The sequence below is a fragment of the Dorea sp. AM10-31 genome (assembly GCF_003435815.1).
GTDB lineage: Bacteria > Bacillota > Clostridia > Lachnospirales > Lachnospiraceae > Dorea_D > Dorea_D hominis.
Genome location: NZ_QTUV01000003.1, coordinates 18,999 through 45,172, shown reverse-complemented (window position 1 = coordinate 45,172; position 26,174 = coordinate 18,999). Strand labels below are relative to the sequence as shown.

30 protein-coding genes and 1 pseudogene are annotated in these 26,174 nt (G+C 42.2%); 4 read left to right on the top strand and 27 right to left on the bottom strand.

The genetic code is table 11. The features are described from left to right. Positions 1-132: 132 nt before the first annotated feature. The 8 genes from DW125_RS06355 to DW125_RS06320 all read right to left on the bottom strand — a co-directional run bounded on the left by DW125_RS06355 (position 133) and on the right by DW125_RS06320 (position 7,389). Positions 133-1,245, bottom strand: coding sequence for an ABC transporter ATP-binding protein (locus tag DW125_RS06355; RefSeq protein WP_021860428.1), 1,113 nt, complete (start codon positions 1,243-1,245; stop codon positions 133-135). A 27-nt stretch (positions 1,246-1,272) separates the two neighbouring features. Continuing rightward, positions 1,273-2,109 carry a 16S rRNA (cytidine(1402)-2'-O)-methyltransferase gene (gene rsmI / locus DW125_RS06350; RefSeq protein ID WP_021860429.1) on the bottom strand — a complete coding sequence of 279 codons (837 nt, stop codon included), beginning with the start codon at positions 2,107-2,109 and terminating at the stop codon, positions 1,273-1,275. 119 nt (positions 2,110-2,228) lie between these two features. Then, entirely contained in the window at positions 2,229-2,969 is a 741-nt protein-coding gene (locus DW125_RS06345) for a tRNA1(Val) (adenine(37)-N6)-methyltransferase (protein WP_021860430.1), read from the bottom strand. Then, a complete protein-coding gene (locus DW125_RS06340) occupies positions 2,959-3,870 on the bottom strand; it encodes a PSP1 domain-containing protein (RefSeq protein ID WP_021860431.1) in 912 nt (303 codons plus the stop codon). The genes DW125_RS06345 and DW125_RS06340 overlap by 11 nt, the downstream gene beginning before the upstream one ends. A 4-nt stretch (positions 3,871-3,874) precedes the next feature. Then, positions 3,875-4,864 (bottom strand): DNA polymerase III subunit delta', encoded by a 990-nt coding sequence (gene holB, locus DW125_RS06335; RefSeq protein ID WP_021860432.1) that lies wholly within the window; start codon positions 4,862-4,864, stop codon positions 3,875-3,877. After that, entirely contained in the window at positions 4,851-5,438 is a 588-nt protein-coding gene (locus DW125_RS06330; protein ID WP_021860433.1) for a guanylate kinase, read from the bottom strand. Before DW125_RS06330 ends, holB begins: the two co-directional genes overlap by 14 nt. A gap of 190 nt (positions 5,439-5,628) precedes the next feature. Continuing rightward, positions 5,629-6,558 (bottom strand): hypothetical protein, encoded by a 930-nt coding sequence (locus DW125_RS06325; RefSeq protein WP_199537828.1) that lies wholly within the window; start codon positions 6,556-6,558, stop codon positions 5,629-5,631. 138 nt (positions 6,559-6,696) lie between these two features. After that, a complete protein-coding gene (locus DW125_RS06320) occupies positions 6,697-7,389 on the bottom strand; it encodes a 5'-methylthioadenosine/adenosylhomocysteine nucleosidase (RefSeq protein WP_117537463.1) in 693 nt (230 codons plus the stop codon). Between the two features lie 217 nt (positions 7,390-7,606). Between DW125_RS06320 and DW125_RS06315 the strand changes: the two genes are divergently transcribed. Next, complete coding sequence (locus DW125_RS06315) at positions 7,607-7,852, top strand: TIGR03905 family TSCPD domain-containing protein (protein ID WP_117537461.1); 246 nt, start codon at positions 7,607-7,609, stop codon at positions 7,850-7,852. Between the two features lie 101 nt (positions 7,853-7,953). On the opposite strand, the gene DW125_RS06310 is transcribed toward DW125_RS06315, so the two are convergent. From DW125_RS06310 to DW125_RS06300, 3 genes are all read right to left on the bottom strand, one after another. Next, positions 7,954-9,312 carry an ATP-binding protein gene (locus DW125_RS06310; RefSeq protein ID WP_199537827.1) on the bottom strand — a complete coding sequence of 453 codons (1,359 nt, stop codon included), beginning with the start codon at positions 9,310-9,312 and terminating at the stop codon, positions 7,954-7,956. A 502-nt stretch (positions 9,313-9,814) separates the two neighbouring features. After that, on the bottom strand, positions 9,815-10,321 hold the full coding sequence (locus DW125_RS06305; protein ID WP_117537736.1) for a DUF6147 family protein: 507 nt from the start codon (positions 10,319-10,321) through the stop codon (positions 9,815-9,817). Positions 10,322-10,414: 93 nt separating this feature from the next. After that, a complete protein-coding gene (locus DW125_RS06300) occupies positions 10,415-11,458 on the bottom strand; it encodes a DUF4367 domain-containing protein (protein WP_117537459.1) in 1,044 nt (347 codons plus the stop codon). A gap of 188 nt (positions 11,459-11,646) precedes the next feature. Between DW125_RS06300 and DW125_RS06295 the strand changes: the two genes are divergently transcribed. Further along, positions 11,647-12,720 carry an undecaprenyldiphospho-muramoylpentapeptide beta-N-acetylglucosaminyltransferase gene (locus DW125_RS06295; RefSeq protein ID WP_021860440.1) on the top strand — a complete coding sequence of 358 codons (1,074 nt, stop codon included), beginning with the start codon at positions 11,647-11,649 and terminating at the stop codon, positions 12,718-12,720. Between the two features lie 85 nt (positions 12,721-12,805). Here the strand turns inward: DW125_RS06295 and DW125_RS06290 are convergent, their stop codons facing one another. Both DW125_RS06290 and DW125_RS06285 read right to left on the bottom strand, forming a co-directional pair. After that, positions 12,806-13,351 (bottom strand): RNA polymerase sigma factor, encoded by a 546-nt coding sequence (locus DW125_RS06290; RefSeq protein ID WP_117537457.1) that lies wholly within the window; start codon positions 13,349-13,351, stop codon positions 12,806-12,808. 109 nt (positions 13,352-13,460) lie between these two features. Next, a complete protein-coding gene (locus DW125_RS06285; RefSeq protein ID WP_021860442.1) occupies positions 13,461-13,868 on the bottom strand; it encodes an HIT family protein in 408 nt (135 codons plus the stop codon). Between the two features lie 86 nt (positions 13,869-13,954). Here DW125_RS06285 and DW125_RS06280 point away from each other — a divergent pair, with 86 nt between their 5' ends. After that, complete coding sequence (locus tag DW125_RS06280) at positions 13,955-14,707, top strand: sensor histidine kinase (RefSeq protein ID WP_117537456.1); 753 nt, start codon at positions 13,955-13,957, stop codon at positions 14,705-14,707. Here the strand turns inward: DW125_RS06280 and DW125_RS06275 are convergent. From DW125_RS06275 to DW125_RS06225, 11 genes and pseudogenes are all read right to left on the bottom strand, one after another. Next, positions 14,657-15,271: a rhomboid family intramembrane serine protease gene (locus DW125_RS06275; protein ID WP_117537454.1), complete on the bottom strand. Its 615-nt coding sequence runs from the start codon at positions 15,269-15,271 to the stop codon at positions 14,657-14,659. The genes DW125_RS06280 and DW125_RS06275 overlap by 51 nt on opposite strands. 104 nt (positions 15,272-15,375) lie before the next feature. After that, positions 15,376-16,143, bottom strand: a complete 768-nt coding sequence (locus DW125_RS06270) for a DUF6382 domain-containing protein (protein WP_117537452.1) — start codon at positions 16,141-16,143, stop codon at positions 15,376-15,378. Further along, positions 16,121-16,546 (bottom strand): TadE family protein, encoded by a 426-nt coding sequence (locus DW125_RS06265; RefSeq protein ID WP_242992905.1) that lies wholly within the window; start codon positions 16,544-16,546, stop codon positions 16,121-16,123. Before DW125_RS06265 ends, DW125_RS06270 begins: the two co-directional genes overlap by 23 nt. A gap of 36 nt (positions 16,547-16,582) precedes the next feature. Further along, positions 16,583-17,056, bottom strand: a complete 474-nt coding sequence (locus DW125_RS06260; RefSeq protein ID WP_242992904.1) for a prepilin peptidase — start codon at positions 17,054-17,056, stop codon at positions 16,583-16,585. After that, the gene (locus DW125_RS06255; RefSeq protein ID WP_117537450.1) at positions 17,044-17,853 is read right to left on the bottom strand and encodes a TadE/TadG family type IV pilus assembly protein; all 810 of its coding nucleotides are present in this window, start codon (positions 17,851-17,853) and stop codon (positions 17,044-17,046) included. Before DW125_RS06255 ends, DW125_RS06260 begins: the two co-directional genes overlap by 13 nt. Before the next feature lie 76 nt (positions 17,854-17,929). Continuing rightward, entirely contained in the window at positions 17,930-19,312 is a 1,383-nt protein-coding gene (locus tag DW125_RS06250; protein ID WP_226976883.1) for a DUF5702 domain-containing protein, read from the bottom strand. A 9-nt stretch (positions 19,313-19,321) separates the two neighbouring features. Continuing rightward, on the bottom strand, positions 19,322-19,498 hold the full coding sequence (locus DW125_RS06245; protein WP_021860450.1) for a Flp1 family type IVb pilin: 177 nt from the start codon (positions 19,496-19,498) through the stop codon (positions 19,322-19,324). Between the two features lie 77 nt (positions 19,499-19,575). Continuing rightward, complete coding sequence (locus DW125_RS06240) at positions 19,576-20,760, bottom strand: hypothetical protein (RefSeq protein WP_242992919.1); 1,185 nt, start codon at positions 20,758-20,760, stop codon at positions 19,576-19,578. A gap of 20 nt (positions 20,761-20,780) precedes the next feature. Continuing rightward, positions 20,781-21,182, bottom strand: a complete 402-nt coding sequence (locus DW125_RS06235) for a type II secretion system F family protein (RefSeq protein WP_442873169.1) — start codon at positions 21,180-21,182, stop codon at positions 20,781-20,783. A 316-nt stretch (positions 21,183-21,498) separates the two neighbouring features. After that, positions 21,499-22,695: pseudogene (locus tag DW125_RS06230) on the bottom strand (CpaF family protein); the annotation flags it as partial. Further along, the gene (locus tag DW125_RS06225) at positions 22,688-23,605 is read right to left on the bottom strand and encodes a hypothetical protein (protein WP_117537442.1); all 918 of its coding nucleotides are present in this window, start codon (positions 23,603-23,605) and stop codon (positions 22,688-22,690) included. The pseudogene DW125_RS06230 and the gene DW125_RS06225, both read right to left, overlap by 8 nt. Before the next feature lie 330 nt (positions 23,606-23,935). On the opposite strand from DW125_RS06225, the gene DW125_RS06220 reads away from it, so the two are divergent. Further along, positions 23,936-24,667: a 4'-phosphopantetheinyl transferase family protein gene (locus DW125_RS06220; RefSeq protein ID WP_117537440.1), complete on the top strand. Its 732-nt coding sequence runs from the start codon at positions 23,936-23,938 to the stop codon at positions 24,665-24,667. On the opposite strand, the gene DW125_RS06215 is transcribed toward DW125_RS06220, so the two are convergent. From DW125_RS06215 to upp, 3 genes are all read right to left on the bottom strand, one after another. Then, positions 24,652-24,861, bottom strand: a complete 210-nt coding sequence (locus DW125_RS06215) for a pro-sigmaK processing inhibitor BofA family protein (RefSeq protein ID WP_021859863.1) — start codon at positions 24,859-24,861, stop codon at positions 24,652-24,654. The two genes, DW125_RS06220 and DW125_RS06215, sit on opposite strands and share 16 nt — an antisense overlap. A gap of 133 nt (positions 24,862-24,994) precedes the next feature. Next, positions 24,995-25,483 carry a deoxycytidylate deaminase gene (locus DW125_RS06210; protein WP_021859862.1) on the bottom strand — a complete coding sequence of 163 codons (489 nt, stop codon included), beginning with the start codon at positions 25,481-25,483 and terminating at the stop codon, positions 24,995-24,997. 17 nt (positions 25,484-25,500) lie between these two features. After that, positions 25,501-26,130: a uracil phosphoribosyltransferase gene (gene upp / locus DW125_RS06205; protein WP_021859861.1), complete on the bottom strand. Its 630-nt coding sequence runs from the start codon at positions 26,128-26,130 to the stop codon at positions 25,501-25,503. Between the last annotated feature and the right edge of the window lie 44 nt (positions 26,131-26,174).

Sequence of the window (26,174 nt, the reverse complement as noted above, 5' to 3'; positions counted from 1 at the left end):
TTTCCTGTACTTCATATGGGCTGTTCTCTCTGACACAACCGCCCCTTTTGTTACACGCTCTTCCATTTTAGCATAGTAAAGTATAAGTGTCTAACTATTCACTGAAAAAGTACAATTCAACACAATCTGACCTTAATTAGTGATCGTCTTTTCTGTATCTTTATCAAATACATGGATTTTATCCGCATCCAGAGCAAATTTTACAATATCTCCGGTTCTTGCGGCTGTCTTCGGTGCTACTCTCGCCGTCATATTTGTTCCTTCATATTCAAAACACAGGAAAACTTCCGCTCCCACCATTTCATATACCCGGATTTTCGCTTTCAGAGCTGTACCCTGTGAACTTTCAACAAATTCCGATTCGTCATGCAGATCTTCCGGACGGATTCCAAGAACAACCGTCTTTCCATCGTATCCACCGGCTTTTAATTTCTCTGCCTTTGTTTCCGGCAGGCGAAGTTTCATTTCTCCGATCGTCAGATACACATCGTCGTCTTCCACCTGGCACACCGCATCCAGAAAATTCATCTGTGGCGATCCGATAAATCCGGCAACGAACATATTACCTGGTTCTTCGTATAATTTCTGCGGTGTGTCTACCTGCTGGATCACGCCGGCATTCATAACAACAATTCGTGTTCCCAGAGTCATCGCTTCTGTCTGATCGTGTGTAACATAAATAATCGTTGTTTCCAGACGCTGATGCAATTTAGAAATTTCAATCCGCATCTGTCCACGCAATTTTGCATCCAGATTGGATAATGGTTCATCCATCAAAAACACTTTCGGGTTGCACACGATTGCTCTTCCCATCGCTACACGCTGTCTCTGTCCTCCTGATAATGCCTTTGGTTTCCGATCAAGGAGTTGCTCCAAATCCAGGATTTTTGCAGCTTCTTTCACCATCTTATCTATCTGGTCTTTCGGCACCTTCCGAAGTTTCAGTCCAAATGCCATATTTTCATAAACTGTCATATGCGGATATAACGCGTAATTCTGAAATACCATAGCAATATCCCTGTCCTTCGGCTCTACATCATTAACAACCGTATCTCCAATTTTCAATTCTCCGGAAGTAATCTCCTCCAAACCTGCGATCATACGGAGTGTCGTAGACTTTCCGCATCCTGATGGCCCGACAAAAATCAGAAATTCTTTATCCTTTATTTCCAGATTAAAATCTTTTACCGCCTCAAATCCATTTGGATAAGTTTTGCAAATGTGCTTCAATGATACTCCTGCCATCTTTCTCCCTCCTGTACAACCTGCACGCTACAGCAGTGCCTGGTAAATGTCTCTTTTGCTCACGCCACGGTCTTTTGCCACCTTTTTCATGGCATCCTTTTTATCTATTCCCATTTTCAGGTAATGTTCCATATGATCTTCGATGCTCATCTCTTCCCATTTTGCAGTCTCCTGCTCACGGATCTCCTGTCGGCTTTTTCCTTCCAGCACGATCACACACTCGCCCTTTGGTGCATTTTCTTCATAATAAGCAAGTGCATCTGCAAGCGTCGTCTTGAATACCGTCTCATGCTTCTTCGTCAACTCTCTGCAAATGCTGACATTCCTGTTCCCCAGTGTCTCATTTAACAATTTCAGTGTTCGCACAAGCCGGTGCGGTGCTTCGTATAAGATCATTGTTCTCGTCTCATTTTTTAACTCTTCTAATATGTCCTGACGTTCTTTTTTATCGGTGGGGAAAAATGCTTCAAATGCAAATCTTCTCGTTCCCAGTCCGGAAATGGTGAGCGCGGTGATACATGCAGCCGCTCCCGGAAGTGCCGTCACGGTCACACCCGCTTCGTGACACATTTTCACAAGCTCCTCGCCCGGATCTGAGATCCCCGGTGTGCCTGCATCCGTGATAAGTGCAATATCTTCGCCTTCCAGTAATCGTCTTACAAGATAATGTCCCTTATCGATCTTATTATATTCATGATAACTCGTCATCGGTGTCTTTATTTCAAAATGATTTAGAAGCTTGATGCTGTTTCTCGTATCCTCCGCCGCGATCAAATCTACTTCGCCCAGCATCCGCACTGCACGAAATGTCATATCTTCCAGGTTGCCGATCGGCGTTGCACATAAATATAAGGTTCCTGCCATCTTCTGTCTCCTTTTTTAATTATAAATTTTTAAATTGAATCCATACAATCCCTAACTGGCAATTCCAGTAAACTTCTCTATCATTCGCCCGGCAGAATCACTTATAAATGACCTGTCGCCTATTCACCTGCGTACAGTTTCAAAAGTTCTTGTGTATAACTGCCATCTTTTTCATATACGATCAACGGTGCCTCCACTGTCATTCTCGGATTACCGCCTTTTCTTCCCTCGATCAGAACCATATTTGGTTCTTTGTCCACATAAGGATATACCAGCCGCATTCTCTTCGGCTCCAGACCATAGTTACACATCTTCGTCATGATCTCCGGCAGTCTGAACGGACGATGCACCATATAAAAACGGCCTTTTACTTTCAGCACTTTCGCACTCTGCGCCAGAACATCATCCAGTGTACACAGTGCTTCATGTCTTGCAATGTACAGTGCTTCTTTTTCATTTTTCAGACCATGCTCTCCGATCATATACGGCGGATTTGTCGTAATAACATCAAAAGAGGCTGGTCCGAATTGTTCCGCCGCCTCTTTTATATCTCCTGTTACAATATCTATCTTGTCTTCCAGACTGTTATACGCTACGCTTCGCCTTGCCATATCTGCACTCTCCGGCTGGATTTCAAGCCCGGTGTAATGCTGTCCCTTATATTTCGCATGTAACAGAATCGGCAGGATGCCCGTTCCCGTTCCCAAATCCAGCGCTCTCTCATTCTTCTTTACATCTGCAAATGCAGATAAGAGCACCGCATCCATCCCGAAACAGAAGCGTCCCGGATTCTGCAATATCTTATACCCTTTGATCTGCAGATCATCCAGCCGTTCTTCCGGTTTTTGATTAATTATCATCTAACTTAGAATCTCCACGTTTTCCTTCCAATGCCTTAAGCTCTGCCATCTCTTCTTTAGATAACTTCTGCTCTTTCTTCCGGCGTCTTGGTTTAAATTTTAATTCGGTTGCTTTGTACTCACGGATCTCTTTTTCATCATTGTCCAGCGTAACAACTACTTTTACAAGCTGACGCAGGACATTCACGGACTGTACATCCCCTCTAAGCCCTTCTGGTGTTGTCACATGATCTCCGTTAGATGGTAAATGACTGTTCAGCTCTTCGTAAGTCTCTTCCTCATTCGTCAGACAGCACATCAGTCGTCCGCACACACCTGAAATCTTTGTCGGATTCAAAGAAAGATTCTGCTCTTTTGCCATCTTAATCGATACCGGCGCAAACTCTGATAAATAAGTGTGACAACATAACGGACGTCCGCAGATTCCGATTCCTCCACGGATCTTTGTCTCGTCTCTTACTCCAATCTGACGTAATTCAATTCTCGTACGGAACACACTTGCCAGATCTTTGACCAGTTCACGAAAATCGATTCTTCCATCTGCTGTAAAATAAAACAGCACTTTATTATTGTCAAATGTATACTCCGCATCAATCAGCTTCATCTCCAGACCGTGTTTGCGGATCTTCTCCAAACAAATGCCAAAAGCTTCTTTTTCTTTGTCTCTGTTCTTGGCATCCTTCTTCTTATCTTCTGCGGTTGCAATACGGATCACCGGCTTCAGTGGCTGCATGATCTTGTCATCCTCCACTTCCTTTTCTCCGGTTACAACCGTACCAAATTCTACCCCGCGGGCAGTCTCTACAATTACTTTATCTCCGGTTTGTATATTCAGCTTTCCCGGTGCAAAGAAGTAGATCTTTCCCGCTGTTCTGAATCTTACACCTATTACTTTTGTCATCGTACTAATTCTCCTTTATCGTAAGGAATAAAAGCTCCATAACCAGATCGAAGTTTACATTCGCTTTCAATCTTGTCTTTGCTTTTTCCAGACTTTCTAAAATCAGTTCAATTCCCTCATAGGAACTCTTCTGTGCCTGTTCCTTAATGTATTTTATCTGGTCTTTGAATACCACTTTGTCCAGATCTTTCGTTGCTTTGTACATTAGGACATCACGGTACCAGATCATGATAATATCCAGATAATCTGTGATTTCCAGTTTGTATACAGAAATGTGGCTCACTGCATCCACAATCTCGCTTAACTCCATCTCATGAATATACTTAAGGAGCTGGATTGCCTCCTCACGGATCTCATTAAAATGATCGGAATTTGCCAGCATGATTGCTTTGCCCATGTTTCCCTGTGCAAATGCAGTACATACTTCCGCTTTGTAGTCCGGAATCTCCAGATTCTCCATCAAATATTTTTTGATCAGTTTATCTTTGATATAACGAAGCTTCAGCATAACGCATCTGGAATTGATCGTCGGAAGCAGAAGTTCCGCATTCTCTGTCAACAGTAAGATTACTGCATACTTCGGCGGTTCCTCGATTGTCTTAAGCAGGGCATTCTGTGCCTGCACCGTCATCTTGTCTGCCTCCGGGATAATATAAATCTTATATGGTCCCTGATATGGTTTGACATCGATCGTATTATTCACTTGAACACGGATATCATCTACACTGATCGTGTTCGGCTTGTCATGTGTAACTGTAATAATATCCGGATGATTCCCACTCTCTGCCTGCTTGCAGGAATGACAGTGATTACACGGCTCCGGTCCGTGTTCTTCACATAGAAGTGTCATGGCAAATAATCTCGCCAACAGCTTCTTTCCCGATCCACGCTCTCCATTCAGAATATACGCATGTGAAACGCGATCCTCTGAAATTGCATTATGCAGATATTGAATGATGTCTTTGTGGCCTACCACATCTTTAAAACTTCCCATTTTGTATTTCCCCTATAATTTTTTCTAAACATTGTACCTTATCATCGTTGTAATAGCGTCGGACGATGCCTGCCTCTTCCAGATTCTCTTCGGAAAAATCCTTCTGATCTGCCAGAAATCTCCGGCACATCTCTTCATATTTCGGCTGCTCCTGCTGCCGTTCCCGCGAAAGTGCCCGCGAAAGCCGTTCACCATCTTCCACTTCTATATAGATTGGAACCAGATTCTCTGCTCCATAGCACTTCTTCATTCCGGCATAGGACTCCAGTGTTCCGATAACCAGATAATCATATGCCGCAAGATTTATCTGTCCGTCTTCTATTGTAGCATATTTCCACGCTCCATACACGGTATCATAAGTTCTTTCTTCAATTATTTTTCCGGCTTTCTCAAATCGCTCCAGCTCTTCATCCGTCACAAAATGATACTCTATGCCTTCTTGTTCTCCCTCCCGGATCGGGCGGGTTGTATAGAGCACCAGTGTCTTAAGCTTCGGCAGTGCTTTCAATACTTCTTTATATAAAGTATCTTTCCCGGAAGAACTCTTGCCCATCATATAATATATTTTACCCATGTATTTCATCCTCAATACTCTCTGCATGACCGGTCTGTCCGGTTATTATCCGTATATCTTTGGACATGCATACTCTCTTCATAATTTTAACAAATCACGGAAATTATAGCAAGTTTTAATACGTTATAATAGGGTGTCGCCAGATAAGTCCTGCCACACCCCAGATCTTGTTCCTTACTGCTAAGTTCGCTTACGCCATGAATTCTTCCAGAATCTGTCGGATCAGGACATCCTTGTCCACTGACTTTTTCTCTTCTTTCTCTTCTTTTTCTTCTTTCTTTTCTTCCTTTTCCCTCAGGATATTCTCTTCCGGCGAATCCCCTTTCGACAGTTCTTCCCGGATTGGGGTAATTGTTGCGTTTGCTGCCACTATATTTTCATTTTCTGCATATCTATTTGCAAATGTCTCTGTACCTGCCGTTCCGGTTTTCTCCGTCATCACATCTGTACACGTTGCCACATTTCTTCCCGCCGACATGTCCACTCCTACAACTGAACTTTCTCCATTCACTGCCATATTCTTGCTCATACTAACATCCACACTCGCTGCAACCACTTTCTCTTTCATCTTCTGGCTCTCTTCCTTCTCTTTCCGGTAAGCCTTTTCATACCGGTGCAGGCAGATATTTTCCAGATAGTCAACCATATAGTTTCTCGCTACCTGCAGCTTATAATTTTCATCTGTTGTCAGATGAAAAAGAAACACAAAAATTCCTGCGCCGATCCCAATTGCACCTGTCTTAAGTACCACATCCGTCATTCCGCCATCCTGTACATACTGAAGTCCTGCTCCGGTCACTCCGCAGCAAATACATAAAACTGCCGATATCCGCTCCATTCTCCGAAGCGTATGTAAACGTATCCCCAGCACCCGGTATTCATACAGGTACTTATCCACAAAAACGCCTACATTTTCCACCTTCTCACTGATCATACAGGCATGCTCAAATTTCGCCCGCACCAGCCGGATAAACGGATGTGTACTTTTATTCATATTTCCCGCTCCATACACCAGTTTTCTGAGCGTCGCATCGACCACACATTTACTCCCGATCCCCAATGCCATAAACACTCCCGCAATTATCAGCAGCACTTGTTTTTCTACTATCATTTTCACCATAAAAAAGCCCTCCTTTTCTAAGCATTATAATTGAAATCTTAGAGGAGGGCCGAAAATTCGTTCCCCAGTATTCGACATGCATCTGTCGCATACTGTCCGATTTTCTTTTCTTATGTCGCAAAATAATTTCTGACTTATTTACATAGATGTCAGCATTTCCTGTACAAGCTTGATATTACGGGCAATTGCCATCTTTTCAAACTCCGGATAGTCAACATGTGCGCTGTTGTCGGCTTTGTCCGAAATAGCACGAATAATGACATACGAAACTTTGTTCAGATATGCGGCATGCGCAATCGCAGCCCCTTCCATTTCTGTACAGTAAGCATGGAAATTATTTACAATCTTATCTTTTGCTTCCTGGCTTGCAATAAACTGATCACCGCTCGCCACCGTTCCGACAAATGTATGAATATCCGGATTTACCTTTTCATTTGCCGCTTTTGCAAGCCCGATCAGACGCTCGTCTGCCGGGAATGCCAGTGTATCCATACGCGGCACCTGTCCAATCGGATCACCAAATTCTGTCGCATCCATATCGTGATGCAGTGCTTCTTTGGACACTACAACGTCCCCGATATCAATCTTCGCGTTCAATGATCCCGCAATTCCCGTGTTGATCAATGCGTTTACGTCGAATTTATCTACCAGAATCTGCGCACAGATTCCTGCATTTACTTTACCGATTCCGCTGCGGACAATCACAACTTCCTTCCCGCATAAAACGCCTTTACAAAATGTCATAGATGCATACTCTGTTACAGACTCGACCTGCATCGTTTCTTTTAATGCAGCGACTTCTTCTTCCATTGCTCCGATAATACCTATCATAATTTCGTTCCTCTCTTCATAATTTAAAAATAATTTTATTATAATCCTACCTTGTATTCTGTATAAAACAGAAAATACAAACTCATACAACCTGAGATTTCAGTATAACACAGGAACGGTTAATTTTAAAAGATTTCCTGTAGCTTTTCTTTTCCAACTCTGTTATAATGCGCATTGGATACTTTCATCCACATTAACATATCAGGAGGTAATTACCATGGATTATAGACCAACCGGTGTCTGTTCCCAGTTAATTCACGTTGAACTTGACGGAACTACCATCAAAAACGTTGAATTTCTCGGCGGATGCAACGGAAATACAAAAGGACTCAGTAGTCTCGTTCGCGGAATGGATGCTAACGAAGCAATTTCCCGCTTAGAGGGAATCACCTGCGGCAGCAAAGCAACATCCTGCCCGGATCAGCTTGCACATGCGCTTCGCCAGGCATTAAACGAGAAATAATTAATTTAAAAAACAGCAATTTTTAACCAGCCATTCTTCGGAAAAGACAGCATTGATTCGTTACTTTTCCGGAGGGTGGCTGGTTTTCTAAACAACATTCTTTAAATTTTGTCCTTAAGCCCACTGAGATCCAGTTTATATATTGTATTTTCCATCTTCTTCTCTTCCAAAAACATAATCATATAAATCGGCATATAAACTTTCCGTCCGACAGTCTCAACATTTCCTTCTGAGAAAATATATCCTTCTGAAATCTGATATTCCTCACATTCCAGCACGTTATTTAACGCGGAATGACGTTTATAATCTTTCCCCGATTTAATTTCCAACGGAACTACTTTTCCATCCAGTTCTATTACAAAGTCCAGTTCTCCTTGCTTTTTGCTGTTAAAATAATATTCTTTATGCCCTTTTGCTAATAGTTCCTGTGCGACCACATTTTCAAATAGTGCACCATTGTTGATGGCTTTATCTTTATTTAATATCGACATTTTCACCTGATTTGAATACCGGCTTGTCAGCAATCCTACATCCGAGAAAAATAATTTGAACAGATTGCGGTTCTCGCTTATCACCAGCGGAAGCTTCGGTTCACTGATATTATATACAGGTATCGCAACTCCTGCATCTTTCAGCCACAGGAAATCATTTTCAACTTTATTATAACTGAGTCCTTTTCCAATAGAGTTTAATTGAAAACGTTTATTTTTCTGATCTAACTGCCCCGGCATTGCATCATATATTTCCTGCAATTTTAATTTATAATACAGTTCATATTTTGAAAAATCCTGTTTATAAAGCCGGATGATCTTGTCATGTATCTGTGCCACTTGTGAGAGATCATTCGTTTTCAAATAGACATCTACTGCTTCCGGCATCCCGCCGACAATCAAATATAGGTTAAAAACATCCAGCATTTTTTCATGAACAAATGTATCTACCTGAGTTCTTTTTTCAAAATGTATCCGCAAAGATTCAATAATCTCTTCATTTACGCCGACACACTTTGCGAACTCCCGAAAATCCAGCGGATACATGTCACAAATTCTCATGTAACCTACCGGCGCAGACCGCAAGTCATTCAACTCCACTCCAAGAAGAGAACCACTCATAATATAGCGATAACTTCCTTCTTCTACCAAAAATTTAATTCTTGTAACAATATCTTTAAATTCCTGTACTTCATCCAGGAAAATAATTGTATTTCCCTTTTCCAACGGTTTTTCTGCCACAATACTCAGACGCATCAATAATTCTTTTGCGTCTTTTGCGCCCGAAAATAGTTCAACTAATTCTGGTTGCTCTATAAAATTTAACTCTATATAAGAATAATTGCTATCTTTAAGGCATTGTCTTATTAAATACGTCTTTCCAATCTGTCTTGCACCTGTAAGCAAAAGTGCCTCTTTTCCATTCGCGATCCAGTCATCCACTGTCGCTTTCATCATTCTCTGAATCATATTTTACGCCTCCACATTGCTAGTATGCGTCTTTTCTTCTATATCATACATGATTTCATCCATTATTCCAACCCATTTTTGGCTATTTTCATCCACTTTTCCAACCTATTTTTAGCTGTTTTTATCCACTTTTCTAACCTGTTTTTGACAGTTTTTATCCACTTTTCCAACTTTTTGCGAATTTTCCATCAAAAAAGCTGCCATTACGGCAGCTTTTTCGCTTATCTTTTCACTTGTTTTTTCACTTGTCTTTTTTCATTTTTTAGAATCTTATGCGGGGACTGCGCCGAACGCCAAGCTTCAAATAAGTCCTAACTTTGTTTGCATGCGGTTGAAAAACTCGGTAAACTGAAATATTCTCTTTCTTTTAAAAATATTATTGACAGTTTCTTCAGACGCCTTTCCACTCAGCGCCCGGCGCAGCCCCCGCATTGCACATGTTCCTTTGTTAAATTAGTTTTTGGTTTCCTTATACTTGTTTTCTTTATACTTATTTTCTTTTTTAAAGCTCAAGGATACTCTTTTTTTCGATGAAAACACCGTCTGTAAAGCTGCTGCTCACATCCTCACCTGCGGAATGAACACAACGAACTCTGTAATACCAGTCGCCTTCAACATCCATCTGTTTCCATGATGAAAGATTGTCTGTATTTTCATCAAATTTCTGCCAACTTTCGTAAAAATCCCATTCAGTTGCGCCTTCCTTGGCACGTTCCACCATAACCGCCACACCAATGCGATCCACTGTATGTGATGCTATTGTTGATCCTCCTGCATATAATTTTTCCGGTCCCATCCTCCGAATTTTAGAATATCCTGTCATCAAGTCTTCACCACGCGTCACTTTTTTTGGCGTCGTACCTTCGGCTTCTTCCTCATGAGTCAGATATGACTCACCAATCTTTTTCTCACCTTCTGCTTTTACTGATAATGTACTGTTCCATATTAAACAGGTCAGCATTAACATTACCAGTAGAAGTGAATATCTTTTTCGATTCTTTTTTTCCATCAGCACCTCCAATCTCATGTATCCTCCATGTTCTCCTCATATCCCATCCTCTATATATAAAGACACATAAGTCTGGAAAAACTGACGCGTATTTTATGAAAAATATAATTTTTTTAAAATATCATAAAAATCTTTTTGTGGCATCACTCCTGCCAGATAATATCCGGCACCCAAATATTTAAATTTTGCAACATATCTCTTTTTTTTAGACGTTGCAACTTTATATTCATGTATACTTATATTTACTCCATTTACTTTCTTCGTATATTGTCCTACTTCAGCATCATCCACATCTATTCCCCATGAATTATTTGATTGTGTCATACTGACCGTATACAGAATGTTTTCTCCTTTGTATTGATACATAATTTCCGAAATCTGTGCCTCTTTTTCTAGCTTTGCCCATTTATATTTAAATCCATCTGGACGATCTATAATTCTTACTGGTTCAAAGCCCAACTCATCCTTTATCTTCTGATAAGCCTGTTCTTCGTTCTCTTTTTTTATTACAAGGTTATCATCATTCGAGTTTACTTTCTCTACCTCACGAGTTCCAACCTTACTTTTTACAATCTCCATCACCCGTTCAGGTCCTCCAAAGCCGGTAACTCCGATTCCGCCTGCAAGCAGAACTATAACAACTGCTGCCGCCACCCGCGAAAGATATGCCTTTCTCCTGAATCTATGCTTTTTCTCATCTGTTCCGGCACTCAGCTCTCCTTCTTCTGTCTCCTTGTTTGCTCCGAATCCTGGTTCTCCTTCTTCCGGCTCCTTATCTGCCCCGGCTTTCAGCTCTTCCGTTTCCTTCTCTGCCCTGACTTTCGGCTCTTCCGTTTCCTTCTCTGCCCTGACTTTCGTTGCTTTCGTTTCGTTATCTTTGCCTGATTTCCAATTCTCTTTTTCTATCGTTTCCATTCCGATTTTTAAGGCTTCCTGATACTCTTTCGGCAATTGCTCGCAGATTTTCTGCACCTCACGGGCATCTATTTCTTTCTGGATATTTTCACGTATTCTTTCTTTCTGTTCATTGGTCATCGGCGGAAGATTCGCTGCTGCCACGTTGCGCCGAATCTCATCAGCTTCCCGCTCCAAATCATCCAGGATCATCCGATCGAATGGATCTTTGCTTTCTTTCATGTTTTTCCTGTTCCCTTTCTCTCTCAAAAATCAATGAACTTTTTTCTTTCTCTTGACCTATTTTCCCTGTAACGTATAATATATAAGTACAGAGGTCTGTCATGTTTTCAGACCTGACATCAATTATAGTACATTTATTATATAGTATAACTACCACAAAGGTAAATGCTAAAATCTGGGAGGTCACTATGAAACGAATTATTTTAACCGGAGGCGGTACGGCAGGTCACGTTACTCCTAATATTGCACTGCTTCCTCGTTTAAAAGAATTGCAATACGATATCCACTATATCGGCTCTTACAACGGAATTGAGAAAGAACTGATCGAGCAGTTTGGAATCCCATATCACGGGATTGCAACCGGTAAGTTAAGACGTTATTTCAGCGTTCAGAATTTTACAGATCCATTCCGTGTTCTCAAAGGTCTTGGAGATGCAAGGAAACTGGTCAAGATCCTAAAGCCGGACGTTATTTTCTCCAAAGGTGGATTTGTATCCGTACCTGTTGTTCTGGCTGGTAAGAGTTGTCATGTTCCTTCCATTATTCATGAATCTGATATGACACCGGGACTTGCGAACAAGTTATCCTTTTCCGCTGCAACAAAGATTTGCTGCAATTTTCCGGAGACACTTCGCTATCTGCCGGAAGGCAAAGCGGTTCTTACCGGATCACCGATCCGCCAGGAACTGTTAACCGGTGATAAGTTCAAAGCCAGAGAATTTCTCGGTTTCACATCTGACAAACCTGTTATCCTCATCATCGGCGGAAGTCTTGGCGCTGTTGCAGTCAACAATGCAGTCCGTGCCATCCTTCCACAGTTATTGAAGAAATATCAGGTCATCCATCTGTGCGGTAAAGGACGTCTTGATCCTACACTGAATCACTTAGATGGTTATATGCAGTACGAATATATCAAAGACGAACTGAAGGATCTGTTTGCAATGGCAGATGTTGTTATTTCCCGTGCCGGAGCGAACGCTATCTGCGAACTTCTTGCTTTACATAAGCCGAACATCCTGATCCCACTTCCGGCAAGCGCCAGCCGTGGAGACCAGATCCTGAATGCCCGTTCATTTGAACGCCAGGGCTTCAGCGTTGTTCTGGAAGAAGAGACGATGACAAACGAGAGCCTTCTGGCAACGGTAGATCAGGTATATGAGAACCGTCAGAAATACATCGATGCCATGAAGCAGTCCTCTCAGCAGAACTCTATCGATACGATCATCGATCTGATTGAATCGGTCAGCCGCAAGCGTAAATAATAGGTATATAAAAGCAGGTCATACAGGCAAATTCCTGTTGCGACCTGCTTTTCTTATACCTTTTGTCCTATAGATTAGCCTTTTCTTATGCCTCGTCTAAATAGCGATATCTCTTCTCGTAATTTTTACGAATCCATTTCTTCGCACGATATAGCATGCTGTGTAACACTTCCAGCGAAATGCCCATCTCACGTGCCACTTCTTTCTGTGGCTTTTCAAGCAAATAGACCGCCATTATGGCATCATACCAGCGTTTATTTTCCTCAAATAATCTCAGATAGATTTCATCCGCCAGTTCTTTTCGCTTTGTCCTGTCAAACTCAGTCATATAACATGTTTCCAGACTGTCTCCGACTTCATTATCATACAGAAGTTCATCTATCAGCGTTTCCCGTGCATAATCTCTTTTGTAATTTAATGCCATGTGCTTTGTTGTTATTAAAAGCCACGAATTCACAGACTGCATATTTACGTTATCTATATTATCGTACAACTTAATAAATACACACTGCGTAATCTCTTCAGCCTGATAATGATTTTGGGTGTAATAACACGCTGTACGATACACATAATCAAGATTAGATTCATAAATTGCATCAAACGCTTGTTTCCCAATTGATCGTACGTTCATACACCTCACCCATCTTTCCTTTATAACTATAACTTATCCTTTGTTGCCTGCTTTTTATGATACCTGCAGATTATTCTGTGATGTACACACATTCTCTGCCTCTTGTATCTTATTTTACCTTAGACAAGATGTCTTCCTTGTCCTCATCTGTAAGCTCGCCCATCTTCCAGCCAAGACCTACCTCATCGCCTTTGCTTCTCGGAATCAGATGCATATGGAAATGAAATACTGTCTGTCCGGCAGCTTCTCCGTTATTCTGTACAATGTTGTACCCGTCACATCCAAGAATGTCTGTCATCTTAGTGATCATCTTTTTCGCCAGTACGAGTACTTTTGATGCTACAGAATCATCCAGCTCATACAGATTCGCATAGTGTTGCTTTGGAAGGATCAGTGCATGTCCTTTTGCAGCCGGGCTTGCGTCCAGAATCACACGAAAATCCTCATCCTCATATAAAGTTGCTGTCGGGATCTCCCCATTTGCCAGTTTACAAAAAATACAATTATCATCTCTCATAATGTCTTCTTCCTTTCTATAAATGTAATTGATTATTTTAACCGCCAATGCTAAACTGAGTAATCAGAAAGGAGGCGGTAAGTATTATGTTTACGCAGACAGACTACGACAAATTACAACAGATCATGGCAGAAAGCCCTGAGAAAAAGGAACTTCTCACCCGACTTCTCTCCCATCACCGTATGGAGATCAGTACCATCAGTCATGAAATCCGCAACCCGCTTACGCTGGTATACAGTAACCTGCAGTTTCTGGAAAATGAATTTCCTGAACTTCTCCCCTCGAAGCACTGGAAGAACATGCACCAGGATGTTGAATATATGAAACAACTTCTGGAGGAACTCTCCGATTTTAATAACGGAGACCGCCTGTCTCTTCAGTCACTCGACACGAATACCTTCCTCCGGAATGTTGCTCTTTCTTTTGCTACATCCATCCTGGATACCGATATTCAAATGACTTCTAAAATTCCGCCTGCGCTTCCGGTTATTCAGGCTGATCCGGTAAAACTGCGTCAACTGTTACTGAATCTCTTAACAAATGCAAAAGCTGCTGTACTCAGTCCGGCTTTGAAAAACCCGGAACAGCTTCCTTCCATCTTTCTGGAAGCCCGTCGTGCAAAACAGTCTCTTGTAATCGAGATCCGGGACAATGGCTGCGGTATCACATCAGAACAACGTGATAAGATCTTTGAGCCATTCGTCACTTATAAAAAAGATGGAACCGGTCTTGGCCTTGCGCTGGCACGGAGAATTGCCACGTCCCATGGCGGAACACTTACTGTCTCCTCAGTCCCAGGCACTTTCACGGTATTTACGCTTTCTCTTCCAGTACAATAACACTGCAAGAACGAGACCGGATACCAGACCACCAATGTGTGCGAAATTATCCACACCGCCACTGGTAAATCCATAGTACAGACTCAGTATGATCATAAATAGAATGCCGCGACCGGTAATCGTTCCAATCCGGCCGCGGTTACGAATTGCTACATATAAAATTGCTCCCACAATCCCGAAGATTGCACCGGATGCACCTGCGGATACCGCATAATCACCCGTTTGCATATCCCAGAGTGCTGATAAGATATTCCCACTCAGCCCACTTAAGAAATATATGATCAAAAACTTAATCTTTCCAATCTCACCTTCCAGATTCCATCCTATAACAAGCAACATTACCATATTATTCGCAAGATGATCGAATCCAAAATGCATAAACATGCTCGTAAACAATCGATAGTATTCTCCACGATTTATAATATAAGGAACATACATGGCTCCATGTCCAAGCATAAACTCCGCATCCTCAGTCATTCCTTTTGCTGTCAGTACAAAGAATACAATAATATTTGCCAGAATCAATAAAACTGTACAGGGCGCTTTTTCCTGTTTATATCTCATTTAGTCAGACCACACTTTCAAATTATCTGATATCTTTTCTTGAGTATAGCATATATTACATATAAAAATCAAAATTTCTTTTACAATTCCATCCATAATTGTATCTATAATTCTTCCTCTTCAATATGAAGATCATCCCATTCACCCCAGCGTGGCTTCTTGTGTTTTCTAAGGAAACGCCTTACCGGTGTCCACAGATTCTCCGTCTCTTCCATGATCAGGCTTCCCATCTCCTGCTCTGCGATCCAGTCATGTTCTCTCGTATCATACCGCACTTCCTCTTTTTCCCACAGATTCCTCCTGTTTTGCACCTCCTTTTTCTGTATCTCTCTGTCCTCATTCTCTCTGGTTTCTTTTCGCTCATCCTCCTGATAGAGAATCTTTGTCATAATCTTATCCAGGCTGTAATTTTCTTCCATCGTCTCTCTATGCAGAAAAAAGATCGTCTGTACACTTTCCTCATCCTGATAATCTGCATGTTTGACAAAATACTCCGTCAATTCATGCAGGTCTTTCCATAATTCCGATGTCTTCGGTGGATAATAGCAGAAATAAAACTGCTCCTCCTCATAAAAAATATATTCCGGGTTTAATAATATACAATGAATGTCCAACAGATATTTTTGCACTTCTTCAAGCGCCATACTTAAACATTCCAGAAATATTTTTATGTCTTTCGCACTGATTTCATTTCGCTCATACATTGCCCGCATAGAAATCTTGCCGCTCACATTATAATCATAGCAACTTCGCCCGTTAAATCCTCTACCTCTCACCGGCAATATTCCTATAATTTCATTACTCATCAGCATACGCATCTGATAATCTTCTTTGTATTCTGTCTCTTCCTCAATTGTTATTTTTCGCTCCATTTGCCAATTCCTCCAGTTTCTTTTTCTCCCGGATCTTCCTTTCCGGTTCTGTAACGGCAGCACATTTTCGGACCGCTACTTTGAATTTTCCTTTTTTCGCGGTTACCGTCACTTCTATTTCTTCTTTTCCGACGGTTACATTTGCTCGACCCGTTGGAAATAAAACGCATTTTTTTCTTATCCGCTCTCTGTATAATGCCTGTAATTTTCCTGTTTCTACGCCATCTTTTTCCCTTGCTTTTGTACTTCCGACCACTGCTGTCTCATATGCTGCCGCACTGAGAATATTTTTATCATGATAGTAAAAAACCGCCAAAATACACCCCATGATCAGAAATAATATCATCGGCATTAAGAAAGACATCTCTACGGTCATGCTTCCTGATAATTTTCTTCTTTTCACACTTCTGCCTCCTCTCAGCTTTGTCTTCTCCCAGCTCTATTTCCAACTGACCAGATACAATATATATCCACATGTCAGAAATGGATAAAAGGGAAGTGCATATTTACGGGATATTCTCTTCATCCCCACAGTTCCTTGCGCCATACCCTTTCCCCGGATACTGTAATAACTAAGTAACACGACCGCAGCCAGTGCGAGAAGAAAAAATGCACCAGAGAGTACAATCAGCAATTTCCAGATTCCCAGATAAATTCCAAGCAACAGAATCATGATGCTGTCTCCATATCCTATTCCTTCACCTGTCAGTCTGCTGATCCCAAGGAAGCATAATCCGACTGCAATTCCACCGCCAAGAATCCAGACATTACATTTTCCATAGCATATCTGAAAAATGACTGCTCCAATTCCCGCTGCCGCAAGAAGCTCTCCAGACACTTTCCGATATAATAAATCCGTAACAGACATACCTGCCAGAATCCCAAGGCAGACCATCTGACTTATTTTCCACATTTTGAACACACTCCTTTTCCTGCTGCCTCCGACACCGGAATGGCATATACTGTACGCTTTAGTCCACTGCACAAGACAGAACTGTGATACCGGTTTCCATAATTGGTAATAAATACCGATCCTGCATTTGCCGGATGACAGTGCTCGCAAGGATGATACTTTCCACCACTGCTGTTGCGCAGAGTATCCAGTTGTCCATTTGACACACTCTTAATCGTCAGATCCAGATAAGCACAGTGATAATCCCTGTGGTAAACCATTCCTGTTTCTGTGATATATACCGTTTCTTTCTGCTGATCTCCAAATCCTTCTTTTTCATAACCAGTCCACACCTTGATCTTTAATTCCACACCACATGTAATCGTAGGGATGGAAAACATCGGAATTGGAACACGAATCCTGTATTTCGCCTGTAGATTCGCAATTCCTGTCCGTATTGACATCTGCGAATGACTGCAGTCGATTCCTGCACTGCCACCTTCCACAATACTTCTCTCTAACCGATCAGCACCGATTCCTTCAATCACTTCCTTTTCCAATTGCTTCGTCTGCATAAAAGGTTTTATGGCATATTCCTGCGCTGCCCTTTTTCCTGCGTACTGCAGTCCGCTTCGCACTGCCGTCTGCACTGCCATCATCTCCATCAAATACAAAAGACAGACTACTGCAAGGAAAAATATCGGCACTGCTATAGCCGCCTCAACTGTGATACTTCCTTTTCGAGAGGTGAAGACAGATACTCTTTCAGACGATGTCCGTTCGATAGGTCTTAAGGGGAGTTTATAATTTTTTATCATGGCACGAATCCTTCTCCTTTCTTCGTTCTATGAAAAGTTTTTCTTTATTTGTCTGAAAGAGCATCTGTCTTCACCCCTAGCGATATCCATAGTAAGTTGGAAACTGATAAGTAATCCCACGCCGCAGTTTACAGGTACTTTTCATTTCTATCTTGCTGATGCACTGGTCTGCACGGAAGAAAACAAGTCCGAACCGCCCCCGCAATGTACCTTCGATCATATCCAGTGCACGAAGTCCTAATTTCTCCTTACTCGTGAGAAATAACAACATGCGCACATAGTCCCGGTATCCCAGTCCTTCTTTGCAGTCTTTTCCATCATTCAAATCTCCGTCTTCACCTAATTTCAACAATCCCGCCAGAGATAACTGCCAGTTTTCATCTGATTTGACAAGCGGTATCTTCCCTCCTCCCAGCAGGCTTCGTATATCTACAAGCGACTCTCCATACGCCCATGCAAGAAGAATTACCTGCGCTGCCGCCTCTGTTACCGCCGGAACTGCAAGAACCGCACAAAGCGATAATGCCATCGCCTTCGCTTCTGCTTTTTTTGCAGCATTCCCCTGCAAATATATATAATTAGGAACAAAACGTAACATCAGCAGTTTCTTTACAACAGCTTCCAGATTCTCCCGGTCGCTTCCTTTTCCTTCCAGAAAATACTCCAACTGGTAATCCAGCAGGTCTCCTTTTCGTCCTGCTTTTGTTGCATCAGGGAAATGTTCCATCAGATATTCTCCCAAAAGCAAATGATCTAACTTTCCAATTCCTTCCGATACATCCGAGAAGTCACCATAACCCTCTCTTTTCCCTCTGTATTCCAGTGTGTCCGCCAGGTTCATCTGCTTGTCAGATACTTCTTTTCCTTTCGGCATCACCAATTCCGGAAGAGACGACTTTTTAAGACCTGCTACATGGGCAATCGGATTATCTTTCTCTGGAAGTTCTCCTTCATTTTCTTCTAATAACTGATCCAGTTCTCCCTGCTGTTTCTTCTCATTTTCTTCGTATTTTCCCGCTTCTTCTTCCTGTGTTTTCCAGTCTGCGCTTTTTCCTGTCAGGTCTTTCACTTTATCCATTCCATACTTCTCTTCCATATAAACCGCCACCTGTTCAAGAAAAGGCTGCCCACCATGATCCGTCAAAAGGCTGAGTCGTTTCACAGACTGTTCCATTCCTTCAGCCCCATAAAATTCCAGCCGTTTCTTTATATTTCTTTCGCCATACGTCCCTGTTTCATAAGTTGCTTCCAATGCAAAAATCTCATATTCATCCAGAAGTTCTTTCTGATACTCTGCAAATACGGACTCCATTGCCCGGTTCATATCCGCACGCCTGTAATTTTTTGCCATCTGTACGGAGGCACTTTCCATAATGCCCCCGACAAATGATATAAACAGAATAAATATCAGGCTAAGATAGGCTGTCACTTCTCCTTTTTTTGCACCTGACACCATCATTCTATCCTCCTATATTCCCGAACTTTCGCTGGTGATCTTCTCGAAAATCGTCTCTACCAGACTGGTCAGCTGTGATTTGAAAATTAAAACCAGACCGATCAGCACGACCAGAATTAAAATAACCTCCACTACACCAATTCCGTCTTCTTCCTGTAAAACCTGTTTCAACCGATACCATCTCCACATAATTTCCGCTCCTTTTTATATTTTCATTTTACTTTTGTATCCCTTTTTCTTTCACACCATTTACATTTTAAGTATACCTACAACTGCACCGACAAAAATGCCGGTACGATCACAATCACCAGAACAACTGCAAGCATCAGGAACATTGGAAGTAACAGCTTTGTTCCTGTTTCTTCTCCTGCTCTCTTTGCGTGGGCTTTCCGTTCTTCCTGCGCCTGTATGGCTTCTGTTTTCAGCAATTGTCCCAGTCCTTTTCCACCTTTACGCAGATTCTGTGACAGCAGTGCGCCGAGTCGTATATACTCCTGCCTTTCGCATCTTCTGCCGAAACGCTCATAGCTCTCTGACTCCATGATGCCGCTTTCCATCTCATAACAGGTCTGTTTCATTTCTTCATATACAAAACGTTCACCCCAGACTTCTCTCTGTGCTTCATAATCTGTTACAATTTTCCACCATGCCCGTTTTAATGTCATTCCTGCCCCTAAATACAGCGTCAGTTTGTTCAGAACTTCCGGGTAATCCAGAAGCATCTGCTTCTGCCGTTCTTTTTTCGCTTCATCGTCTTTCTGTTTCTCCAGTGCACACAAAAGCACGCCCGTAAGAATACCCATCACGATTACGATCAGTCCCCGGTAATCCATCTCCCGATAATATTTCACCGCTTTCTGCCCTAGTGTCTGTGGCAGGACAAAACGTTTCTTTTCCCGTGTCTCTTTTTCTTTTTCTTCAATTTTCTCTTTCAGTCTTGCTGTTTCTTTTTTATTTCCGCTGAGTGACTCCGGATAAATCACTGCAGCACAACTGTATCTTGCCTGTTCCATCCGGTCTTTCGTATAAGTCAGTACTGCATGAAGCTCGATCGGCGTACCGTCTGTCCGAACATGTTCTTTCTGGATCTCACCATATACATTCATAACCTTGTATTCCGATAATTCCCAGCTTATCTCCACCGGTTCTCCTTCCAGCGTTGTCATCAGATTAAGGTCCTGTTCTACATGATCCAGTGATTCATTTTCTCCCGGCATCTGTTTTTCAATTTTTCTGATACAGCGCCGGAAAAATTTCTTCATATCCTGTTTTGTATATTCCTGTTCTCCAACTTCAATTTTCAGTTTTTCTTTCTGTGAATCGCCAATAACCGCTTCCAGATCATGCATACTGCTTCCTTTCCCGGAGGGGTTTCTTGTCAACCCATCTTTCATCGCTGTCCGTGTCTGTCCGAAATCCACCGCCAGAAGTGTAAGCCCCAGAATGAACATGCTCACAGCAATACCCACGCTCAGACTTCGATATCTACCATTTTTGCACCAAGCACGTATGCGCCGGCATAGATTCCCAAACATACAGACATCACCCCGATTCCTAATATATTTCCATACAGGTAAGACATAAATTCCGGAAAACTCAGCCGCATATAAGCGATAATGGCATAGGGAATGATCGACATTACTTTATATTCATATTTCTTTGCCGCAAGAAGTGTTTCGATCTCCCTCTTTACCTCTATTTTTCCGCTGATCTGATCCACAGTGTTCCGAATGATCGCGATCATATCTCCACCACTTTTTTTCGCTGCTGTAAATACAACTGAAAAATTCCGTACATCTTCCATATCTACCCGCCTTGCGAACTCATCAAATACCTGTTCCATCGACATACTAAGCCTCAGTTTTCTTGTCATGACTGCCAGTTCCTTAGAAATAACTGCCTCTTTGGGATAGACCATCATTAATTCTTTTTGCGTCTCCCGCACTGCGTTTTCCACTGAATATCCTGTGTTCAGTCCCGCGGCGAGACTCTGGATCATCTCTTTGAACTCCAAAAGAAACACCTGTTGTTTTTTCCTCACGCATTCCTTTTTTTTCATCCGGTAATACAGAATTCCGACCGGTATCAGAAACACCATTGCCCAGATTTCCCGATAATAGAGCCATGCAGTCAGTGCGAGAAGCGCAGCTGTCTGCCCTGCCATTTTCATTCGTTCTACCGGTTTTACAGCCTGCTGCCAGTAATTTTGTGATATTTTCAAGCTCTCGTTCTTTTCTCCAGATCCCCTGAATCTTCCCATGTACTTCTCCTGTCTCTTCAAATGTATATAATGGTTTCAGTATCACTTCTCCGGCTTCGTATCCCATCACTTCTGTAACTGCCAGCAGCTTCCTGCTCTTATCCCGTAATCTTCCCAAATGGACAATGATATCAATCCCGGACGCAATCTGTCTTCTGACCGCCGGAAGCGGAATATCCATTCCCATTAATACCATTGTCTCCAGTCTTGCGAGCATGTCCTTTGGACTGTTCGCATGTCCGGTACTAAGGCTCCCGTCATGTCCGGTGTTAAGTGCCTGAAGCATATCTATTGCTTCCGCCGAGCGCACCTCACCGACAATAATACGATCCGGTCGCATACGCAGCGCCGATTTGATCAGATCACGGATCGTAATCGCTCCGTTCCCTTCAACATTTGCATTTCTGGCTTCCAGACTGACTAGGTTGCTTACATCCTGTATTTTTAACTCTGCGTTGTCCTCAATCGTAATAATTCGTTCTGTTTTGGGTATATATTGAGATAATGCATTTAGAAATGTGGTCTTCCCGGAACCGGTTCCTCCACTGATAAATATGTTATATCCTGCTACTACAAGCATAGCAAGAAATTCTGTAACTTCCTCGCTAACGGAATCCCATGCAATCAGCTGCTCCATTGTGATTGCATCTTTGGGAAACTTACGGATCGTTACGATTGGTCCGTTCAACGCAACCGGAGCAAGCACGACATTCACTCGGGAGCCGTCCGGCAGCCTCGCATCTACGATCGGTGATGCTTCATTGACGATACGGTTTGAACCCGCCACAATCTGCTGTATCACATCTTCCAGTTTCTCCCTGGACAAGAAATGTCTCTCTGCTTCATACAGCTTTCCATGTTTTTCATAGAAAATGCTCTGTACTCCATTGATCATCACTTCAGTAATCTCATCATCCTCCAGAAAATCCTGTAAAAGATCCAGTTTTCTGAACGCATTAAACAGTTCCTTTCCAAGCGCTGTCCTTATCTTCAGCGGAATATATTCTTTCTGCCCGGCTTCCTGTAATACCTGATAAATAATCCCGGTCAGTTCTTCATCTTCCACTTCTCTTGTCAGATCCAGTTTTTCAAGAATCCTCGCATGTAACTGTTCCGCCTCAATCATGTACATCCTTCCTTTTGATTTTCTGCAATACATCTTCGTAACCCAGAAGCGTAAGTTCCTGTTCAAACTGCCGGATCTTCGCCTGTGCATAACAGTCCCTTATCTCCGGAACATGTACTTCTGTACACACCCGCAATAACTGATATACCTGTGGGAGTCCTTCATCAATATCAAGTACGATCATCTCATAAATACTCTGTTCTGCGATCTTCATAAGCAGATCTTTCCATTCCTGTACACTTACTGCCTTTACGTCTTCTGCGACCGCCATTGGATGTACATAATCCAGATGTCTTCTATGCTGCACGATCGTTGTAAGAAATAAACCAAGATTTCCTTTTTCCTGTCTCGCATAATACAGAAGATCCGACAACGTCTGTCCTTCTCCTGCAAAATGTCCGCCAATACCACTATACAGTTCCAGGTTGAGATATAATACATTCGCATTCACTGCCAGTTCTTCTCCAAGCTTTAATGCATAAGACGTCTTTCCGATCCTGTGAACCGGTGAATACACGCCGATCAGTCTCACTGCCTGCTTTCCTGCTGCCTGTCCGAGGAGAATATTTTCCGACTCCTGAGCATCAACATTTTCCAAAAGCAGCTTTACGATCTTCTCTCCCGACTGATATTTATATAATGCCGTCTCATCTTCCAGAACCTGGCTGTTCCCTGCACCGGTCAGCAGAAATTTCTGCTCTGCCGGTACTTTCTTCCGTTCTTCTGCTTCGTACTCTGCTGCCACAAATAAAATCTGTATCTTCGTTCTGTCTGCAATTTCCTGCACTTTTTCTATCTGGTTATACACCTGCACTTCCATGCCAAATTCCTTTTTATGCATCAGATAATAAGCAAGTGCCTGCGCATATCCTTCTTCCGGATCACATATAATTAAATTCCCGTTACTCACATATGCCTGCCTCCTGTGTAAAAACACTTCTTCTACGCCCGCTTTCGCTGCGATTTGATACTCTTATGGACTTGTTGCACTTCATTGAATCCTACGCCGATACGGCATGAATTACTTAGAATTATTATTTTCAACAGATCAACACAAGTCTTAGATTTGACTTGTAGGACGATTATACTCTACCGGTTATTTCCTGTCTATCCTTTTTTCTGAAAATTTCTATCTTTGTGAAACTCTGCTAAAATTTCGTTCTTCATTTTCCTTAAAATTCTATACAAATTTCACATCAAAAGATATAATACTAATAAAAAACAGTCAGGAAATAACAACATGAATATAAATATTTTTCACTTTTCAGATTTATCTTCGGCAACTTTTACCCTGCCAATGCAGACGATAGACGTCTGGTTTTTTAAAACAGAAGATTTTCCACCAGATGCACAGGATACGCAAATTCTTTCCACAGAAGAACGGAATCGGATTGCCGGTTATTCACAGGGGAAAGACCGTATCCAGCATCAGACTGCGCGCTTTCTCTTACGTCTGCTACTTGGAAAATATCTGCACATCGCACCGGAAGAACTTGTGCTTCGTACAGGCACACATGGCAAACTTTATCTGGATTATGATGCACTTACAGTCAGAGGTCTGGGACATCTGCCACGGCTTTCCTTTAATCTCTCTCATTCAGAAGAGCAGATTGCGTTTGCATTTTCCTTTTCTTCCCCGGTCGGTATCGACATCGAAAAAATACGTGAAAATGCACGCAGCAGCCACCTTGTCCATCGTTTCTTTCACCCGGATGAAGAACTGCGATTCGCACATTTACCGGAGTGGGAAAGTACACAGCTTTTTTTCCTTTACTGGACGATACGAGAAGCATTTTTAAAAGGAATCGGAACCGGATTTACCATTTCCGCAGATTCCTTCCGTATTGATGAGATCGATTCAGATTCCGGTCTGTACCAGCTCACAAAATATCCGCTCTGGCGGGTTCAGGCACTTCCGGCTCCGGATAAATATTTCTGCAGTGTCGCCTACTGCGTTCAGAATCCTCTATAAAAAGAAATTCCATATAATAAAGCAACTCCCGGTGTACCAAGTACACCGGAAGTCACTACTGTCACCGGGTTCATTCCAACCCGGATGTCAATTCCTCTTGCGTTTAAAAACTGATTTACAAAAAAGATCAAGGCTGTTCCTATCACAGCTCTGACTACAAAATTTACAAGCACCTGCGTCCGATATCCCGGCATATGTAATTCCTTCTTTCTCATTTTATGATATTAAGGTTGTTCTTCTTCCAGTATATCGTCCTTTTTTAAGTTTTATTCTTAAAAGATGCCCTACGAATTGTTTCGTATTCTCACAATTCTGTCATCCTATGCTTTAAAGCTCCAGCCGCACCTCACGGTTCGTCCGGTGATATTGATGATAACGGACTCCCGCTGCATCAAACATCCGCATAGATGCGCACACGGACGGCGTTCCCTTGTACTTGTTGCTGTCGTAAATCACTTCTTTGATCCCCGCCTGAATGATCGCTTTTGCACATTCATTGCACGGGAATAAAGATACATATAATTTTGCGCCTTCCAGACTTCCGCCACGGTAATTGAGTATCGCATTCAATTCACTGTGAACCGTATAAACATACTTGGTCTCCAGCGGATCGTCGCCTTCTCTTACCCATGGAAATTCATCATCTGAACAGCCGGTAGGAAGTCCATTATATCCCATAGATAAAATCTTGTTATCCTGACTTACAATACAACATCCCACCTGTGTATTGGGATCTTTGGAGCGTCTTCCAGACAGAAGCGCAACCCCCATAAAATATTCATCCCAGCTGATATAATCTTCTCTTTTGCTTCCCATCTGCCATCCTCCAACAATTATTTTGTTCCGAAAATACGGTCTCCTGCATCGCCAAGTCCCGGAACAATGTATTTATGTTCATTCAGACGCTCATCCAGTGCACCAATATAAACATCTACATCCGGATGCTCTTTCTGCATACGTTCTACACCTTCCGGTGCTGCAATAATGCACATAAAACGGATATGTTTTACGCCTTTGTCTTTCAGCATCTGGATAGCAGCCACGCTGGAACCGCCTGTAGCAAGCATCGGATCTACGACAAATACTTCTCTCTCATCGCAGTCTGCAGGTAATTTGCAATAATATTCAACCGGTTCATAAGTATCCGGATCACGGTACAGACCAATATGTCCAACCTTTGCAGTCGGGATCATGCTTAACATTCCATCAACCATACCAAGACCGGCTCTTAAAATCGGAACAACTGCCAGTTTCTTTCCACTTAATTCTTTACCCACCATCTCACAGATCGGTGTCTTGATTTTTACATCCTGAAGCTTCAGATCTCTTGTTGCTTCAAAACACATTAATGCAGCAATCTCACTGACGATCTGACGAAATTCCTTTGTTCCTACATCCTCTTTGCGGATGCAATTGATTTTGTGCTGGATCAATGGGTGATCCATAACCTGTACTTTAGACATGTTTTTCCTCCTCATTTGACACTTGTTCTGATTTTAAAATATCA

What these genes read in the sequence shown, in the direction of transcription:
- DW125_RS06355 (WP_021860428.1), bottom strand. Translation starts at nt 1,245, where the DNA reads ATGGCAGGAGTATCATTGAAGCACATTTGCAAAACTTATCCAAATGGA.
- rsmI (WP_021860429.1), bottom strand. Translation starts at nt 2,109, where the DNA reads ATGGCAGGAACCTTATATTTATGTGCAACGCCGATCGGCAACCTGGAA.
- DW125_RS06345 (WP_021860430.1), bottom strand. Translation starts at nt 2,969, where the DNA reads ATGATAATTAATCAAAAACCGGAAGAACGGCTGGATGATCTGCAGATC.
- DW125_RS06340 (WP_021860431.1), bottom strand. Translation starts at nt 3,870, where the DNA reads ATGACAAAAGTAATAGGTGTAAGATTCAGAACAGCGGGAAAGATCTAC.
- holB (WP_021860432.1), bottom strand. Translation starts at nt 4,864, where the DNA reads ATGGGAAGTTTTAAAGATGTGGTAGGCCACAAAGACATCATTCAATAT.
- DW125_RS06330 (WP_021860433.1), bottom strand. Translation starts at nt 5,438, where the DNA reads ATGGGTAAAATATATTATATGATGGGCAAGAGTTCTTCCGGGAAAGAT.
- DW125_RS06325 (WP_199537828.1), bottom strand. Translation starts at nt 6,558, where the DNA reads ATGGTGAAAATGATAGTAGAAAAACAAGTGCTGCTGATAATTGCGGGA.
- DW125_RS06320 (WP_117537463.1), bottom strand. Translation starts at nt 7,389, where the DNA reads ATGATAGGTATTATCGGAGCAATGGAAGAAGAAGTCGCTGCATTAAAA.
- DW125_RS06315 (WP_117537461.1), top strand. Translation starts at nt 7,607, where the DNA reads ATGGATTATAGACCAACCGGTGTCTGTTCCCAGTTAATTCACGTTGAA.
- DW125_RS06310 (WP_199537827.1), bottom strand. Translation starts at nt 9,312, where the DNA reads ATGATTCAGAGAATGATGAAAGCGACAGTGGATGACTGGATCGCGAAT.
- DW125_RS06305 (WP_117537736.1), bottom strand. Translation starts at nt 10,321, where the DNA reads ATGGAAAAAAAGAATCGAAAAAGATATTCACTTCTACTGGTAATGTTA.
- DW125_RS06300 (WP_117537459.1), bottom strand. Translation starts at nt 11,458, where the DNA reads ATGAAAGAAAGCAAAGATCCATTCGATCGGATGATCCTGGATGATTTG.
- DW125_RS06295 (WP_021860440.1), top strand. Translation starts at nt 11,647, where the DNA reads ATGAAACGAATTATTTTAACCGGAGGCGGTACGGCAGGTCACGTTACT.
- DW125_RS06290 (WP_117537457.1), bottom strand. Translation starts at nt 13,351, where the DNA reads ATGAACGTACGATCAATTGGGAAACAAGCGTTTGATGCAATTTATGAA.
- DW125_RS06285 (WP_021860442.1), bottom strand. Translation starts at nt 13,868, where the DNA reads ATGAGAGATGATAATTGTATTTTTTGTAAACTGGCAAATGGGGAGATC.
- DW125_RS06280 (WP_117537456.1), top strand. Translation starts at nt 13,955, where the DNA reads ATGTTTACGCAGACAGACTACGACAAATTACAACAGATCATGGCAGAA.
- DW125_RS06275 (WP_117537454.1), bottom strand. Translation starts at nt 15,271, where the DNA reads ATGAGATATAAACAGGAAAAAGCGCCCTGTACAGTTTTATTGATTCTG.
- DW125_RS06270 (WP_117537452.1), bottom strand. Translation starts at nt 16,143, where the DNA reads ATGGAGCGAAAAATAACAATTGAGGAAGAGACAGAATACAAAGAAGAT.
- DW125_RS06260 (WP_242992904.1), bottom strand. Translation starts at nt 17,056, where the DNA reads ATGTGGAAAATAAGTCAGATGGTCTGCCTTGGGATTCTGGCAGGTATG.
- DW125_RS06255 (WP_117537450.1), bottom strand. Translation starts at nt 17,853, where the DNA reads ATGATAAAAAATTATAAACTCCCCTTAAGACCTATCGAACGGACATCG.
- DW125_RS06250 (WP_226976883.1), bottom strand. Translation starts at nt 19,312, where the DNA reads ATGATGGTGTCAGGTGCAAAAAAAGGAGAAGTGACAGCCTATCTTAGC.
- DW125_RS06245 (WP_021860450.1), bottom strand. Translation starts at nt 19,498, where the DNA reads ATGTGGAGATGGTATCGGTTGAAACAGGTTTTACAGGAAGAAGACGGA.
- DW125_RS06240 (WP_242992919.1), bottom strand. Translation starts at nt 20,760, where the DNA reads ATGTTCATTCTGGGGCTTACACTTCTGGCGGTGGATTTCGGACAGACA.
- DW125_RS06235 (WP_442873169.1), bottom strand. Translation starts at nt 21,182, where the DNA reads ATGACAAGAAAACTGAGGCTTAGTATGTCGATGGAACAGGTATTTGAT.
- DW125_RS06220 (WP_117537440.1), top strand. Translation starts at nt 23,936, where the DNA reads ATGAATATAAATATTTTTCACTTTTCAGATTTATCTTCGGCAACTTTT.
- DW125_RS06215 (WP_021859863.1), bottom strand. Translation starts at nt 24,861, where the DNA reads ATGCCGGGATATCGGACGCAGGTGCTTGTAAATTTTGTAGTCAGAGCT.
- DW125_RS06210 (WP_021859862.1), bottom strand. Translation starts at nt 25,483, where the DNA reads ATGGGAAGCAAAAGAGAAGATTATATCAGCTGGGATGAATATTTTATG.
- upp (WP_021859861.1), bottom strand. Translation starts at nt 26,130, where the DNA reads ATGTCTAAAGTACAGGTTATGGATCACCCATTGATCCAGCACAAAATC.